A 15575-nucleotide genomic window follows, 5' to 3' on the forward strand; every position below is an offset into this window, starting at 1 on the left:
GTAACCAAATGCAGATTTATCTCCCAATCGCCGAAGTATCGGTCAGCGTCTTCCTATTGTTAGGCCTTGGGGGATTGGTGGGAATCCTGTCGGGAATGTTTGGTGTGGGCGGTGGCTTCCTTCTCACGCCGCTGCTGTTTTTCATTGGTATCCCGCCCGCCGTGGCTGTGGCGACAGGGGCCAACCAAATCGTAGCGTCTTCGATTTCCGGCGTCCTTGCGCATTTTAAGCGCAAAACCGTCGACCTTCAGATGGGGACAGTTTTGCTCATCGGCGGCCTGCTCGGCGCGGCTTTTGGTATTTATCTTTTCAACCTGCTGAAATCTTTGGGGCAAGTAGATTTGCTTGTCACCCTCTGTTACGTGGTTTTCCTTGGCATCATCGGTGCGCTCATGTTTATCGAGAGCGTTCGTGCGATCCTTCGGTCCAGAAGACCCGGAGCAGTACCAATACGACGCAGACACAACTGGGTACACAACCTCCCGTTCAAAATGAAATTCCGCACGTCTGGCCTGTATATCAGTGTAATCCCCCCGATCCTTGTGGGTGTACTTGTTGGAATATTGGCGGCCATCATGGGCGTCGGCGGCGGCTTTATTATGGTGCCTGCCATGATCTATCTTCTGGGGATGCCCACCAAAGTTGTGATCGGAACCTCGCTGTTTCAGATCATTTTCGTAACCGGATTCACCACACTGTTGCACGCAACAACAAACCAAACCGTCGACATGCCCCTTGCGGTTCTCCTGCTTATTGGTGGGGTTGTTGGCGCCCAATTTGGCACTCACATTGGCCTCAAACTTAAGGCCGAACAATTGCGTGTGCTCCTGGCACTTCTGGTGTTGGTCGTTTGCGGAAAACTTGCGCTTGATTTGCTTCTCCAACCCAGCGAACTTTACTCTTTGGGCAAGGTGGGAAGCTAATAATGCGGTCACTTCTACTCGCTACCATCCTACTTTTGACAAGTGTTGTAACCGCTCCGGCGCGTGAAGAAGTCATCGCCGCTCTAAGCCATAATAACGTCGCCATCACAGCTAATTTTGACGGCTCTGAAATCCTCATTTTTGGCGCTATTAAACGCGACTCGCCGATTCCCGAGGGCGAGGAACTGGATATTATCATCACGGTATCAGGCCCGTCTTTGCCCGTCCTTGTCCGCCGTAAGTCGCGTGTTTTGGGAATTTGGGTGAATACTGATGCGGTCGAAGTTGATGCCGCACCCAGTTTCTATGCCGTAGCAACGACGTCTCCCCTACAGGATATTCTTTCTCAAACCTCTGACTTGCGCCACGATATAACGATCAACAACGCTGTGCGCTCGGTTGGCGCGCCGAGCAACATCACTGATTCCGAAACTTTCACGGAAGCTCTGATACGCATTCGCGACAAAGAAAAACTGTATCAACTCCTTGAAGGCGCGGTCGAACTTTCCTCGGACACCCTATTTCGCACCTCAATTGCCCTGCCCGCGAACCTTACAGAAGGCACATACAAAACGCGTTTTTTACTGGTGCGCAACGGAAGAGTTGTCAATCAAACGGAGGCCTCCATTGAGGTGCGTAAAGTGGGTGTCGAACGCTGGCTGTACAACCTCGCGCATCAACACTCTCTGATTTACGGGATTATGTCGCTCTTTATCGCAATTTTTGCGGGCTGGGGTGCCAGCGCAATCTTCCGCTATTTCCGCGCTTAAGGCCCACGCTAACCGCGACCAACAAACGGCATATCGGTCGCCATAACCGTTACGTTTAGAATGTTCGCATTGAGCGGTAGACTCGCCATGTGAAAAACCGTTTCCGCAACATTGCTCGCGTCCATTACAGGTTCCGGCCGAATTGAGCCATCAGCTTGTGGCACGCCACCCGACATTTTTTGCGTCATTGCACTGGCCGCATTGCCAATATCGATTTGGCCACAGGCAATGCCAAAAGGACGGCCATCGAGCGCCAGTGTTTTGGTGATCCCAGAAACCGCATGTTTGGACGCCGTATAGGAAATCGCCCCCGGACGCGGTGTTGTTGCAGAAATCGAACCGTTATTGATAATGCGCCCACCTTGTGGCGACTGCTTGCGCATCCGACCGAAAGCAGCACGTGCGCAGAGGAACATCCCTGTCACATTGACCTCCATAACCTGTTGCCAATCGGCAAGGCTAATCTCATCAATAAGACCCGTAGCGCCAAAGCTTCCGGCATTATTAAAGAGCGCATCAAGGGGGCCATCAAAGCTGTCGAAAGCCTGCGCCACTTGCACCTCGTTGGTTACATCACAGGGTAAAAGAACAGCGTTTTCAAAGCCATTGGCAACCTCGGCAAGTTTATCTGCGTTGCGCGCCATCAACCCAACGCGCCAACCACGTGACAGGAAAATACCCGCTGTCATTGCGCCCAAACCACCGCTGGCACCAGTAATAATTATCGACTTCATGCCTCTGTCCCTTCGTTTTCAATCGCCAATTTCAGCACCGATGGCTTTACCGTCAAGTCTGACGTTATCAGCGGACCACTTGGGCGGGCCAAACGATTACGCACTACCCAAAAAAGGCGTTTTTCCGCCCGTGTAATAGCGACATAAGCCAACCGTTTCCACAAAGGTTGCCCCGCCTCGACCCGTCCCATGCGCGCAGCGGCATAAATATCTGGTCCAAAAACCTGCACATCTTCCCATTGCGACCCTTGCGCCTTGTGCACGGTTACCGCGGCCCCGTGCAAAAACGCGGCCCCCATACGGGCAGCAAAGGGAATGAAGGGCTCTTCCTCGTCTGGGAATTCAATTTTGATGATCGAAGCCGCACTGACCTGCGGGTCTTCGGCACCCATTACGTGAATGCGCGAAAAACCCGGATTGCGACCTGGTCCCAGATAGACCACCTGCGCCCCTTTAATTAGGCCACGCGCCTCGAGATCAATGCGTTTTTTTCGGTGTTTCGCGGGCAGTTCAATCCCGTCACAAATTAGCGGCTCCCCCGGCAAAAGCGCATCCCCCGGAGCGCCAAAAGCACCGCGAAAGGCCTGAATAAGCCGCACGCGAGTCGCGTTTCGCCACACAAGGACAGGAGAGCGCGCCATCAAGTCGCTTTCGACACGCTGTGCCCAAACCACGCGCTCGTCCTTTTTTGACGCCTCTTCTATCATCCGCTCAAACCCCTCAAACGTGAGGTTTTCATCGGCAAGAGCATGCGCGAGATCCAGGATAGGATTATCTTGGGTTTGACGGTGAACGCGTGAAAGAACCATCTTCTGACGGCCTTTAAAACGGTCAAAAATCATCTCGCCCGACTGCCCTACGGGTGCGAGCTGGGCTGGATCTCCAAAAAGAACCAGCGTGGGGAAAATTTCACGCAGATCATTGTATTGTTTTTCATCCAGCATCGAACTTTCGTCGATGAACCCAATATCGAGCGGGTCATCGCGGCGCTTCCAGCCGGTAATAAAGTCCGATCCACGAAGCCCTGCGGCGGCTAATGCCCCCGGAACCGATTTATTATTCTGGAAAAAAGCGAAGGCGCGATCGAGGGCCGCATCGGTCAGCCCCTCGACTTGCGGCCTCTCCCCCTCGCCCGCCAACCATTCGGCGATTTTCTCGTATTCGGGATCATAAACGGGGGTATAAAGGATGCGGTGAATTGTTGTCGCTGGCACCCCACGATTGCGCAAAACGCTCGCGGCTTTGTTCGTGGGGGCAAGGATTGCAAGCGTGCGCCGCGATTTGCGTTTCTTGCCTTCGTAATCGCCTGAGACAACATCAACGCCTGCGGCCTCAAGCGCCTTATACAGTTCCGCCAATAAAAGGGTTTTGCCGGATCCGGCCTTCCCAATCACGGCCAAAGCCTTTTGTTTTCTATCACTTAACGGTGTCATTACTGAATTTTCAAGATCAACGCCTGCCTCCCGCAACACTTCGGTTACGCGGTCAAACGCTTCGGCCTGATCTTCGGAATAGGTAATGGTTGGCAGGGTCATGGGGCGACATTACAGGGCCGCCCCAGAGGTTGCCAGTCTATATCACATAGCGAAGGTTAGAGATTTTTCCGCATCGCCACCTTGTGCCGATGGGGTACCAAAGGCACGATTAAACCATTGCGCCGACTGTGCCGCTGATATGCCCGATTTCTCGTACATTTTTTCGCGAATTTCTTTGGAATATTCCCAAAAACCGAGACTAATAGCATCACGCCCCTCTCCTTGAGTTCCCATAATGACGGGGCCCCAGCCAAGGCGTGAATAGATGCGCACCATTCGTTCATCAAAAACCCCCACAGCGTGGCTGAGATGGAAATTCACCCCCACTTCGGAGCCCCCCAACATCAAAGCCGTAGCCGTACCAGCGGGCGCATTTGGGGCAAGGCAGAACCGCGTGCATTCCCAAATAAGCGGGCTTTCGATATGCACCCCATCAGACAGCTCGTTAAAATGATCGTTGACCATAGTCGGGCCTGTCGTTGGTAGAAACCGCATGGAGCCACCGTGGGTTCCGTCGGTATTTTCCCAAATCACATAAAGGGGGTTGAGGGCATCATAGTCATCACATTCTTTGCCATTTGCATCGACTTCGACCTCCCAACCAAGGCGGTTTTTAAACTGAAGAGCGCGATCGCGGAACATTCCGTCGCGCAGTTTTGGGTAGGTTGAGAGTTGGTCTGCATAAAGATAATGGATCATGGTGCCCTCCGTCGTTATTGGCACCTTGATGTCTATTTCGTAGGGCTAAAGATTCTCAAACATAGGCGAGCGCCCTGCCCGCGAATTGCGCAACACTCACACGACGAGCAACCCCTGCGCCATCGCGCGCGCCACGGCATGGGTTGTATTGGCGGCTCCGAGTTTGAACTGGGCGGCTTCGATGTAAACGCGCAAAGTATGGGGGGAAATGGAAAGGCTTTCGGCGGCCTGAGCACGACTATACCCGAGCGCAAGCATAGTTAGAGCATCTTTTTCGCGAGGAGACAGCGCGCGGGTCGCCATTTCATCTGTTCCACGTTCAATGCGCAGGGCAGTTTGGTTAAGGTAATGTGCAACCAGAATTAAATCTTGAATGCTGCGGTCTGTAAACTTCTCCCATTCCTCGTCGCCGCATTTCTGATTCACCGAAAAGAGAGCAAACTGCCCGTTTGGACCGCGTATTGGAACGGAAAACCCTTGGTTGCCGACGCCTTCAGCAACAGCTTCCCCCAAAAAGTCACGGGATTTTTTGGACGACCAATCCAATCGCTTCCAGTCGACGGGATGAAACCGCTGGAAACACCCTTTGACCACGGGATCAACCCGCGCCAAATCGGTCTCGATGTAGTGATCGACCCAGGCGTCCTCATAGGTGAGCGCAGCGTATTGCTGACCCGTAGAATTGACTGAATGATAAACCAAATGCTCGACCTCATAGAGGTCCCTGATCTGGAATACCTGATCCTGCAGAGCCTCAAGCGATTGCGCTTGGCCCAACTGATCGATAATACTCTCCAACTTCCGCTTCATACCCGTTAAACGCCCTTGTTGGGTTTTCCGGATTCTGAGAGAGCTCGGCGGCTGCCAATATTTTCGTCTCTATAAGCTGTAAGGCGAGCTGAGGCATATCGTTTGCATCAGCAAAAACTTGTAGGTCGGTGAGAACGCTCAGTATCCAGTCGTTTGTCATGACGAGTCTCTTTCACAGTGGTTAACAGAGTATTAACACAACCGTAGCACGAGTTAAATAATTGGGGTATTCGCATATTATTCCTCCCCTAAAATAGCGAGGCGGCGTCTTTTAACGTTTTGAAAGCTATGGGGGCCTGTTCGTCTTCTAGGTTTGTGCCCGCAACACAGGTGAGTCGCGGGCACAATCAGGATTAGAGATTCGCGTCTAAAGTGTCTTCGAGTGTACGCAACCCAGTACGAGGTGCCTGAACCAACACAGCCATATTCCCAGGCTGGTGCTGGTTTCGCAGCATCTTGAGATGCGCTTGTGGAATGTCGTTCCAACCAAAGACTTCACTCATGCATGGATCAATACGCCGCTCACACATCAATTTGTTCGCCGCGGCTGCTTGTTTTAAATGCGCGAAATGGCTGCCTTGAATGCGTTTTTGGTTCATCCATACATAACGCGCGTCCATCGTCAGATTAAAGCCGCTCGTTCCTGCGCAAATAACGATCATACCGCCCTTCTTGCAAACAAAGGTTGAAACTGGGAACGTCGCTTCGCCCGGATGCTCGAAAACCATGTCAACATTCACGCCTTTACCCGTGATATCCCAAATGGCCTTGCCGAATTTGCGCGCCTCATTGAACCAGTCTTTGTATTCGGGGCTATTTACCGTCGGGAGTTGCCCCCAACAGTTGAAGTCTTTGCGATTAATGACCCCTTTTGCCCCCAGCCCGAGCACAAATGCGCGTTTTTCTTCATCGGAAATGACCCCAATTGCATTCGCCCCAGCGGTATTAATGAGCTGAATAGCAAAGCTGCCCAACCCACCAGAGGCCCCCCAAACCAAAACATTTTGGCCCGGTTTCAACTCATGTGGATGATGCCCAAACAGCATCCGGTAGGCGGTGGCGAGGGTGAGTGTGTAGCACGCACTTTCTTCCCACGTCAGGTGCTTGGGGCGTGGCATCAATTGCTGCGCTTGCACGCGTGTGAACTGCGCGAAACTCCCATCGGGTGTCTCGTATCCCCAAATCCGCTGGCTCGATGAGAACATAGGATCGCCACCATTGCATTCCTCGTCGTCGCCGTCGTCTTGGTTGCAATGGATCACTACTTCGTCGCCAACTTTCCAGCGCGTAACTTTATCCCCAACCGCCCAAACAACGCCTGAAGCGTCGGAACCGGCAATGTGGAAGTCCTGTTTGTGAATATCAAACGGGCTGATCGGAACGCCAAGCCCCGCCCAGATACCATTGTAATTAACACCTGCGGCCATCACCAAAACCAAAACTTCATAGCTGTCAATTTCGGGAACAGCCACAGTTTCAAGTTGGAAAGATTTATCCGGTTCACCGTGCCGCTCGCGCCGGATCGCCCAAGCATACATCTGTTTTGGGACATGCCCTAGAGGCGGCATTTGACCGACCTCATATAGGTCAAGCTTAGCACCGTCGTTGCTAGGAAATTTGCTTTCTGTATCTAGAGCCATGGCGGCCTCCATCGGTTTCTGCGGCGCAGAATCACGCGCCTTAAAGAAAGGATTACCGACCTCAAAGCAATATTACAACCATTCAGGCATCATTTTTGAAACTTTATAACCGAGCAGATGCGGCACATTCCCATCAAATAACAAGCTCGCCGTCCACCAAATGCTCAATTGAGGCCGCATAATACGCCGTAAACTCTTTGGAATCCTCTGTAATTGTATAGGTTCCAGATGCCTCACGGATAAATTGCCTTAGCAACAGGATGCGCAAACCAACGTCGGTAGCATAGGAAATATTTTCCCGTGGGATATGCACATGCGCACCAATCTCTTTAAGGCCCTGAATGATCTCCCCCATTTGCGCTTCTATTTGTTCGCGACTCAACGGCTTGGTTGATCTGGTTAAAATCAGAGCAACCAAGGGAACAGGAAGAACCGGCACAACCTCGCGCACACGTTTCATCATTTCCCGCCCCACAGTTTTCGTAAGCTCATCATGGGTTGCCTTTGGTACTTCGGCTGCAAACTCCCGCAAAGACAATGGCTGCCCAAAACTCACTGCGGCATAGCCAAAGCGGTGGAACCGACCCGTCAGGAAAAAGCGGAATTGGCGAAGAACAAACCCGAGCATCTTAAAAAAGCTGAACCCAAATTTGCGCGACCCCGTGGTCGCAGCTTCAATTAAAACACGATCTTCCAAAACACGATCATAGTTCAAAGCGATGGGAACAAACACAACATCGCGGCCATCATCACCGTGAAAACCAGAGATCACATAACTGAGGATTCCGAGCTTTGGTGGCCCCACTTTTCCCGAGAGAGAAAGCCCCCCTTCGGGGAACACGGCCTGTGCAACACCAGCTTCAGTCGCCATCTGAACATACCGTCCAAGAACGCGACGATAGAGTAAGTTATGCGACTTTCGCCTAATAAAATAGGCTCCCATAAAGCGGAGAAACCCCTGTAGAGGCCATACGCACGCCCACTCTCCAACGGCATATGACAAGGCGCTTCGCTCGGCCGCGAGATATGTCACGAGGAAATAGTCCATGTTCGAGCGGTGGTTCATAACGAAAACCACCGTTGCCGTAGGCGCAATCTGAGCGATACTTTCCTCATCAGAATATCCAAGACGGACACGATAAAAGCTACGGGAAAGCCAACGTGTGATTTTTATCGCGAAGCCAAAATAGGCTGTCGCCGAGAATGACGGTACGATCTCGCGCGCATATCTATGCGCCGCTTCAAAGGCGACATTTTCGGGTATACCTTCGGCCTCCGCATGCTCTTGAATTGCCTCTGCGACCTTAGGGTCATAAATCAACCTTTGGATCATATCGTGACGTCTCGCGAGCTTGAATGGCTCAATTGGACGCTGGAGCCTGAGATTTATCCGCGCGACGACCCGCTCCATACGACGGCGAAAAAACCAGCGCACGGAGGGTACTAGAATGCGATCAAGCGTCGATATCGCAGCCAAGAGGGCAACGAGAACAACTAGCCAAATTGGAAATTCAACGGTTTGAAACATTGTGCCAATGTTTCAGTCGCGGCCCCCTAGGTAAAGCCCAAGATGCCGCAACGCAGCGATTGACAGTGAAACTATATATCAATTATAAGTAAGTTTACGCATCAAAATTACGCTAAGGTTTAACCATGCAAATTTCCGAGAAATCCAAGCCATGGCTTTTCCGCACCTACGCAGGACATTCCACGGCTCAGGCCTCCAACGCGCTCTACCACTCGAACCTTTCCAAAGGGCAAACTGGATTGTCTGTGGCTTTTGATCTGCCGACGCAAACTGGCTACGACAGCGACCACGAACTTGCCCGTGGCGAAGTGGGAAAAGTTGGCGTTCCAATCAACCACCTCGGTGACATGCGCGCCCTCTTTGATGCAATCCCGCTTGAGAAAATGAACACGTCCATGACGATCAACGCCACGGCCCCATGGCTTTTGGCGTTGTATATCGCCGCAGCGGAGGAGCAAGGGGCGGATGTGTCGGCCTTACAAGGGACCGTCCAAAACGACATTATCAAGGAATACCTCAGTCGCGGCACATATATCTGCCCGCCCGAGCCATCCCTTCGTATGCTCACGGATGTCGCGGCCTATACGCGCGAATTCCTACCGAAATGGAACCCAACGAACGTGTGCTCCTATCACCTTCAGGAAGCCGGAGCGACGCCCGAAGAAGAACTGGCTTTTGCCCTTGCAACGGCGGTCGCGGTTTTGGATGATTTACGCACAAAAGTCCCAGCCGAGCATTTCCCCGCAATGGTTGGGCGCATCAGCTTCTTTGTTAACGCCGGTATCCGGTTTGTGACCGAACTTTGCAAAATGCGCGCCTTTGTGGACCTATGGGACGAGATCACCCGCGAGAGATATGGCATTGAGGAGCCAAAATTTCGACGTTTCCGCTATGGCGTGCAAGTCAACAGCCTCGGGTTGACCGAGCAGCAGCCGGAAAACAATGTCTATCGCGTTCTTATCGAAATGCTCGCGGTGACCCTTTCCAAGAACGCGCGCGCCCGTGCGGTGCAACTCCCTGCGTGGAACGAAGCGCTCGGTCTGCCGCGCCCCTTCGATCAACAATGGTCCCTCCGGATGCAGCAAATTTTGGCTTATGAAACCGATCTTTTGGAATTCGACGACTTGTTTGACGAAAACCCAGCCGTCACACGCAAAGTGGAGTCCCTAAAAGAAGGCACTCGCGCCGAATTGGCCCAGATCGACAAAATGGGCGGGGCAATCGCGGCGATTGAATACATGAAATCCCGCCTTGTGACGAGCAACGCGAACCGTTTGAGAAAAATAGAAACGGGGGAAACCACGGTCGTCGGGGTAAACCGATGGACCGAAACGGAAGAAAGCCCCCTTACCGCGGGGGAACGCGCGATTATGGCTGCCGATCCCGCCGCAGAAGCGGACCAAATCGCCCGTCTTGTGGCCTTCAAGGAAGCGCGCGATGACACCGCAGTACAAGCCGCAATCGCGGCTCTTCGCGCGGCAGCAAAATCCGGTGCCAATATCATGCCACCCTCCATCGCCTGCGCAAAAGCCGGCGTTACGACGGGCGAGTGGGGCGACGTTGTGCGCACTGCCTTCGGGCAATATCGCGCCCCCACAGGTGTGCGCAAAACCGTCTCGAACCAAACGGAAGGCCTTGAAGAAATTCGCGCTGCCGTTGAAGGCGTAAGCGCGTCCCTTGGTCGTCGCCTCAAGTTCCTCGTCGGCAAACCGGGGCTTGATGGCCACTCAAACGGGGCCGAACAAATCGCAACCCGCGCACGTGATTGTGGCATGGAAATATGCTACGAAGGCATCCGCCTCACGCCAGAGGAAATCGTTGCAGCAGCCCTGCGCGAGGAGCCGCATATTGTCGGATTGTCGATTCTATCCGGCAGCCACATTCCCCTATTGGGGGAACTCGTTGAGCGCATGCGGAATGCTGGTCTTGGGCATATCCCCATCGTCGCTGGCGGCATTATTCCCGAAGACGATGCAAAAACTCTGCTCGCAATGGGACTTACCCGAATTTATACGCCGAAAGACTTCGAAATGAACAAAATCATGTTTGATATTGTCGCCCTTGTTACGCCTGTAACGATCGCGGCACAGTAAGACACTACTTGCGCTCGCTCCAAGCTTTGTGCAGAGATTGACCATCCAGTCAAACTTAAGAGGTCCGAATGACAGTCCATATTGGCGCAGCCCCCGGTGACATTGCAGAAACCGTTTTATTACCGGGCGATCCCTATCGTGCAAAATGGGCCGCTGAAACCTTTCTGACCGACGTTAAACTGGTCAATGAAGTGCGTGGCATGCTTGGATATACTGGCATGTGGAATGGTAACCGCGTGACCATCCATGGCACCGGAATGGGCATGCCCAGCCTTTCAATTTACGTTAACGAGTTGATCACAACTTATGGCGCAAAAACCCTCATCCGTATTGGATCCTGTGGTGGCATGCAAGAATCCATCAAGGTCCGTGACGTTATCATCGGCATGACGGCAACGACCCTCTCGACCCCGTCACGCGGGATTTTCAAAGAGATGAATTTTGCGCCCTGCGCCGATTACGGCCTGTTGCGCGCGGCCGCCGATGCGGCGCAATCCCGCGGCACGCCCACCCATGTTGGCGGCATATATTCCAGCGACGTTTTCTATGACGAGCGCCCCGATTTGAATGAACAGATGATCCGTCACGGCATTCTGGGCGTGGAAATGGAAGCGGCCGAACTTTATAATCTGGCTGCGCGCCACAGTTGCCGTGCCTTGGCGATCCTGACGGTCTCTGACCATCTTTTGACAGGGGAAGCCCTTCCGAGCGATCAACGTGAAAAAAGCTTCGGTGACATGGTAGAAATCGCCCTTGAAGCCGCATTTGCATAAATCGGCTTAGAAGCCAGAACACAAAAGGGGCCGACAGATTGTCCGGCCCCTTTTTTAAACATTTTGTATTTTTTAAACTGCGCGTTCGACCATCATCTGTTTGATGTGGCTAATTGATTTTGCGGGGTTAAGGCCCTTGGGACAAGTTTTCGCGCAATTCATAATCGTGTGGCAACGGTACAGTTTGAACGGATCTTCAAGATCATCCAAACGCTCACCTGTGGCTTCGTCGCGGCTATCTACAATCCAGCGATAGGCATGCAGCAACGCCGCCGGTCCAAGATATTCATCACTGTTCCACCAATAGCTTGGGCAGGATGTTGAGCAACAAGCACACATCACACATTCGTATAAGCCATCTAGCTTTTTGCGGTCGTCAATCGACTGTTTCCACTCTTTGGCGGGGCGGTTAGATTTGGTTTCCAACCACGGCATAATGCTCGCGTGCTGTGCGTAGAAGTGTGTCAGGTCTGGAATAAGGTCTTTGACCACTTCCATATGTGGCAACGGATAAATCTTCACGTCGCCCTTCACTTCGTCCATGCCATAGATACAGGCGAGCGTATTGATCCCGCCGACGTTCATCGCACATGATCCACAGATGCCCTCGCGACAGGAGCGACGGAACGTGAGACTTGGATCGATCTCATTCTTGATTTGAATAAGCCCGTCCAAAATCATCGGACCACAAGTATCCAAATTGACAAAATAGGTGTCAACTTGGGGGTTTTTGCCATCGTCTGGATTCCAGCGGTAAATCTGAAATTTCCGCAAATTCGTCGCACCAGCAGGTTTGGGCCAAGTTTTGCCCACTTTGATTTTGGAGTTCTTTGGAAGTGTAAACTCTACCATTATAGCACCCGTTTCTTTGTGGCTCGCTCGACCATATCAACACCAAGCTTGCTGTAATTCGGAGCGATTTTTGCGCTCATATGACTGTTCCGCATTATAGGCCTCCTTGAAGGGAAGGCATAAATGCGCCCCCCGAAGACAAGTAAGACTGCACGCGTTTTTGTTGTGATTGTGACAAGGTGGACCAAAGGTCCGCTCCACCAGAAATTCCGGCATACTCAAGCGGGAGCGGCTCTGTTCCCGTGGCCGAAGCGCTCGCGATCATGCCAGGGCCCTCAGATCGAAAGGAGACGATCTTGTAGCCAGCTCCGCCCGACATCACGTCACTGCGGTTTCCAGTGCGCTCGCCAATAGGAATAGACCCCGATTGGCCCACAGAGTTCACTCCTTCTGGAAGCGCGCCAATTTGGTCCAAGCAGCCAAGGTATGTGGAGCGTACCGTTTTGTTGTCGCCATGTGTATCGGTCACAACTTTACTAAAATACGCCTGTTTTGCCCCAACCGATGAAAAACTCAGCCCAGCGCGGCTTGCAGCATAGGACTGGCATTCATCCGTGTTTTTCGGTGTCTTCAATGGAGTGGGACCGCAAGCGGCAACCCCCAAAAGTCCCAAGACGGCCCAAGACAAACGCATTAGAACGTCCTCTCTTTGGGAGCGATTCTCGCGAGGTTAATCCCGCCCTCGGCTTCCGTGGAGAGTGGAGTCGTAACAACGGGGCGATATGTCAGGTCAACTTTGTTGCCGTCAACCCGACTGATGGTGTGAACCCGCCATTTTTCGTCGTCCCGCTTGGGGTAATCTTCGTGTGCGTGCGCGCCACGGCTCTCTTTGCGAGCTTCGGCGCCGACAATTGTGGCCATCGCATTGGGAAGGAGGTTGGTCAATTCCAACGTCTCCATCAAGTCGCTGTTCCAAACAAGGCTACGGTCGGTGACTTTGAGGTCATCCACTTTACCTGCGATGGCGGTCATTTTCTCAACACCCTCGGCCAAGGTTTTGTCCGTACGGAATACGGCGGCATCGGCCTGCATTGTTTTCTGCATTTCGAGGCGCAACTCGGCGGTGGAAACGTTGCCTTTTGCGTAGCGCAAGCCGTCAAAACGATCCAAGGCCGCATCGACGGACGCTTGGTTCAGGACAGGATTGGAAGCTTCTGGATCAACAATTTTGCCAGCTTTGATTGCCGCCGCGCGGCCAAAGACGACAAGGTCAATCAGGGAGTTCGACCCCAAACGGTTGGCCCCATGCACAGACGCACAGCCAGCTTCACCAACGGCCATCAGGCCCGGCAAAATAGCGTTAGGATCTTTGGCAGTTGGGTTCAGCACTTCGCCGAAATAATTCGTTGGAATTCCGCCCATGTTGTAATGCACCGTTGGCAAAACGGGGATCGGTTCCTTGGTCACGTCAACACCCGCAAAAATTCGCGCACTTTCCGAAATACCAGGGAGGCGTTCGGCCAGCGCTTCTTTGGGCAGGTGGCTTAGATTAAGGTGGATGTGATCTCCATCTTTGCCAACACCGCGCCCTTCCCGAATTTCCATCGTCATCGAGCGCGAAACATAATCGCGCGGCGCGAGGTCTTTGTAGGTGGGCGCATAGCGCTCCATGAAGCGTTCGCCTTCGGAGTTGGTCAAATAACCGCCCTCTCCGCGTGCGCCCTCAGTGATCAAACAACCAGAGCCGTAAATGCCAGTTGGGTGGAACTGAACGAATTCCATATCCTGCAAAGCAAGCCCAGCGCGGGCAACCATGCCGCCACCATCGCCCGTACAAGTGTGCGCGGAGGTCGCACTAAAGAAGGCACGTCCATAGCCGCCCGTCGCAAGAACAGTCATTTTGGCGTTGAAGACGTGGATTGTACCATCGTCTAGCTTCCAACAGACAACGCCTTGGCATTGACCATCTTCGGACATGATCAAATCAATCGCGAAGTATTCAATAAAGAATTCCGCGTTATGCTTGAGCGATTGCCCGTAAAGTGTGTGGAGAATAGCGTGGCCGGTCCGGTCAGCGGCGGCACAGGTCCGTTGCACGGGAGGGCCTTCGCCGAATTCTGTGGTGTGGCCACCAAAGGGACGCTGATAAATCTTGCCCTCTTCGGTGCGCGAAAACGGCACGCCGTAATGCTCAAGCTCGTACACGGCCTTGGGAGCTTCGCGGGCGAGGTATTCCATCGCGTCGGTGTCACCAAGCCAGTCGGAGCCTTTAACGGTGTCAAACATGTGCCACTGCCAGTTATCCGGCCCCATATTTGAAAGCGACGCGGCAATGCCGCCCTGCGCCGCAACAGTATGGCTTCGTGTTGGGAAAACTTTGGTTACGCAAGCGGTACGGAGGCCCTGTTCGGCCATCCCAAGGGTTGCGCGCAAACCTGCGCCACCGGCACCAATAACAACCACATCATAGTCGTGGGTTTCATATTCATATGCAGACATGGAGCCAGCTCCTTAAAGCGCGATTTTAGCGAGGGCGAAAAGGCCAGTGGCCATCAACCCGTAGGAAAAGAGGATCACCGCGATAATCGCGATTTTGCGGCTTGAACCGCGCATGTAATCTTCGATCATCATCTGCGCACCTTTGCGGAAATGCAGAAGACCAAAAACCAACACAAGGGCGGAAAGGATCGCAGGGACGGGGCGCGCGAAGGTGGCGAGCACCTCTTCATAGCTGCCACCGAAAGCGCGACCAAAAATGAACAAGAACGTGGGCACCAACACGGCGAGGCCAACGGCGCTGACTTGCATGAACCAATGGTCTAGGGTGCCTGTGCCCGAAGCGCCTTTGCCTTCTGCACGTTTACGATCAGTAATAAAACTCATAGCGGCCTCCTAAACGATGACACAGGTTAACAGGGTAAGAACGACGGAGCCAATGATACAGCCCCAGCCCAATTTATCCGCAGTCACAGGATCAAGCCCGCGCCCAGAGTCAAAATACAAATGACGCAAGCCTGCAAGATAGTGATACCAAATGCCCCAAAGCGAAATCACCATTACGAATTGTCCCAGCCAAGACGTCAGAACGCCGTTAGCTACCGCAAAATATTCTTCGCCTGTTGATGCCGCAAAGAGCCACCACACAACGAGGACAAAACTCACAAGGAGCGCGTTGCCCGTGATCCGCGAAAGGATCGACGTAATCGAGTTAAGTTGGGGGCGGTAGATTTGGAGATGCGGAGAGAGCGGGCGCTTGCTCTGCTTCATGTCAGCCATGG

15 protein-coding genes are annotated in these 15575 nt (G+C 53.0%); 4 read left to right on the forward strand and 11 right to left on the reverse strand.

All coding sequences use genetic code 11. The features are described from left to right. Nucleotides 1–8 precede the first annotated feature (8 nt). Together AB9F27_RS18285 and AB9F27_RS18290 are read left to right on the forward strand one after the other, a co-directional pair. Complete coding sequence (locus tag AB9F27_RS18285) at nucleotides 9–923, forward strand: sulfite exporter TauE/SafE family protein (protein ID WP_335584106.1); 915 nt, start codon at nucleotides 9–11, stop codon at nucleotides 921–923. Nucleotides 924–925: 2 nt separating this feature from the next. Further along, a complete protein-coding gene (locus AB9F27_RS18290; RefSeq protein WP_335584107.1) occupies nucleotides 926–1693 on the forward strand; it encodes a TIGR02186 family protein in 768 nt (255 codons plus the stop codon). Between the two features lie 8 nt (nucleotides 1694–1701). Here the strand turns inward: AB9F27_RS18290 and AB9F27_RS18295 are convergent, their stop codons facing one another. From AB9F27_RS18295 to AB9F27_RS18320, 6 genes are all read right to left on the reverse strand, one after another. After that, nucleotides 1702–2427 carry an SDR family oxidoreductase gene (locus AB9F27_RS18295; RefSeq protein ID WP_369756428.1) on the reverse strand — a complete coding sequence of 242 codons (726 nt, stop codon included), beginning with the start codon at nucleotides 2425–2427 and terminating at the stop codon, nucleotides 1702–1704. Then, nucleotides 2424–3962, reverse strand: a complete 1539-nt coding sequence (locus tag AB9F27_RS18300) for an AAA family ATPase (protein WP_335584109.1) — start codon at nucleotides 3960–3962, stop codon at nucleotides 2424–2426. Before AB9F27_RS18300 ends, AB9F27_RS18295 begins: the two co-directional genes overlap by 4 nt. 42 nt (nucleotides 3963–4004) lie before the next feature. Continuing rightward, on the reverse strand, nucleotides 4005–4661 hold the full coding sequence (locus tag AB9F27_RS18305; protein WP_335584110.1) for an acyl-homoserine-lactone synthase: 657 nt from the start codon (nucleotides 4659–4661) through the stop codon (nucleotides 4005–4007). Nucleotides 4662–4757: 96 nt separating this feature from the next. Next, the gene (locus tag AB9F27_RS18310; RefSeq protein WP_335584111.1) at nucleotides 4758–5471 is read right to left on the reverse strand and encodes a LuxR family transcriptional regulator; all 714 of its coding nucleotides are present in this window, start codon (nucleotides 5469–5471) and stop codon (nucleotides 4758–4760) included. A gap of 353 nt (nucleotides 5472–5824) precedes the next feature. Further along, nucleotides 5825–7111: a crotonyl-CoA carboxylase/reductase gene (gene ccrA / locus AB9F27_RS18315; RefSeq protein ID WP_039001407.1), complete on the reverse strand. Its 1287-nt coding sequence runs from the start codon at nucleotides 7109–7111 to the stop codon at nucleotides 5825–5827. A 133-nt stretch (nucleotides 7112–7244) separates the two neighbouring features. Beyond that, complete coding sequence (locus AB9F27_RS18320; protein ID WP_335584112.1) at nucleotides 7245–8639, reverse strand: 1-acyl-sn-glycerol-3-phosphate acyltransferase; 1395 nt, start codon at nucleotides 8637–8639, stop codon at nucleotides 7245–7247. 125 nt (nucleotides 8640–8764) lie between these two features. Between AB9F27_RS18320 and AB9F27_RS18325 the strand changes: the two genes are divergently transcribed. Together AB9F27_RS18325 and deoD are read left to right on the forward strand one after the other, a co-directional pair. Next, nucleotides 8765–10732, forward strand: coding sequence for a protein meaA (locus tag AB9F27_RS18325; protein WP_335584113.1), 1968 nt, complete (start codon nucleotides 8765–8767; stop codon nucleotides 10730–10732). 68 nt (nucleotides 10733–10800) lie between these two features. Beyond that, the gene (deoD, locus tag AB9F27_RS18330; protein WP_039001409.1) at nucleotides 10801–11505 is read left to right on the forward strand and encodes a purine-nucleoside phosphorylase; all 705 of its coding nucleotides are present in this window, start codon (nucleotides 10801–10803) and stop codon (nucleotides 11503–11505) included. A gap of 72 nt (nucleotides 11506–11577) precedes the next feature. Here the strand turns inward: deoD and AB9F27_RS18335 are convergent, their stop codons facing one another. The 5 genes from AB9F27_RS18335 to sdhC all read right to left on the reverse strand — a co-directional run bounded on the left by AB9F27_RS18335 (nucleotide 11578) and on the right by sdhC (nucleotide 15573). Further along, nucleotides 11578–12357 carry a succinate dehydrogenase iron-sulfur subunit gene (locus AB9F27_RS18335; RefSeq protein WP_039001410.1) on the reverse strand — a complete coding sequence of 260 codons (780 nt, stop codon included), beginning with the start codon at nucleotides 12355–12357 and terminating at the stop codon, nucleotides 11578–11580. A 94-nt stretch (nucleotides 12358–12451) separates the two neighbouring features. Beyond that, nucleotides 12452–12991 (reverse strand): hypothetical protein, encoded by a 540-nt coding sequence (locus AB9F27_RS18340; RefSeq protein ID WP_335584114.1) that lies wholly within the window; start codon nucleotides 12989–12991, stop codon nucleotides 12452–12454. Continuing rightward, complete coding sequence (gene sdhA / locus AB9F27_RS18345) at nucleotides 12991–14796, reverse strand: succinate dehydrogenase flavoprotein subunit (protein WP_335584115.1); 1806 nt, start codon at nucleotides 14794–14796, stop codon at nucleotides 12991–12993. Before sdhA ends, AB9F27_RS18340 begins: the two co-directional genes overlap by 1 nt. Before the next feature lie 12 nt (nucleotides 14797–14808). Further along, entirely contained in the window at nucleotides 14809–15180 is a 372-nt protein-coding gene (gene sdhD / locus AB9F27_RS18350; RefSeq protein ID WP_335584116.1) for a succinate dehydrogenase, hydrophobic membrane anchor protein, read from the reverse strand. Nucleotides 15181–15189: 9 nt separating this feature from the next. Next, the gene (sdhC, locus tag AB9F27_RS18355) at nucleotides 15190–15573 is read right to left on the reverse strand and encodes a succinate dehydrogenase, cytochrome b556 subunit (protein WP_039001414.1); all 384 of its coding nucleotides are present in this window, start codon (nucleotides 15571–15573) and stop codon (nucleotides 15190–15192) included. Between the last annotated feature and the right edge of the window lie 2 nt (nucleotides 15574–15575).

It is taken from the genome of Falsihalocynthiibacter sp. CO-5D18 (genome assembly GCF_041205445.1).
GTDB classification, from domain to species: Bacteria; Pseudomonadota; Alphaproteobacteria; order Rhodobacterales; family Rhodobacteraceae; genus Falsihalocynthiibacter; species Falsihalocynthiibacter arcticus.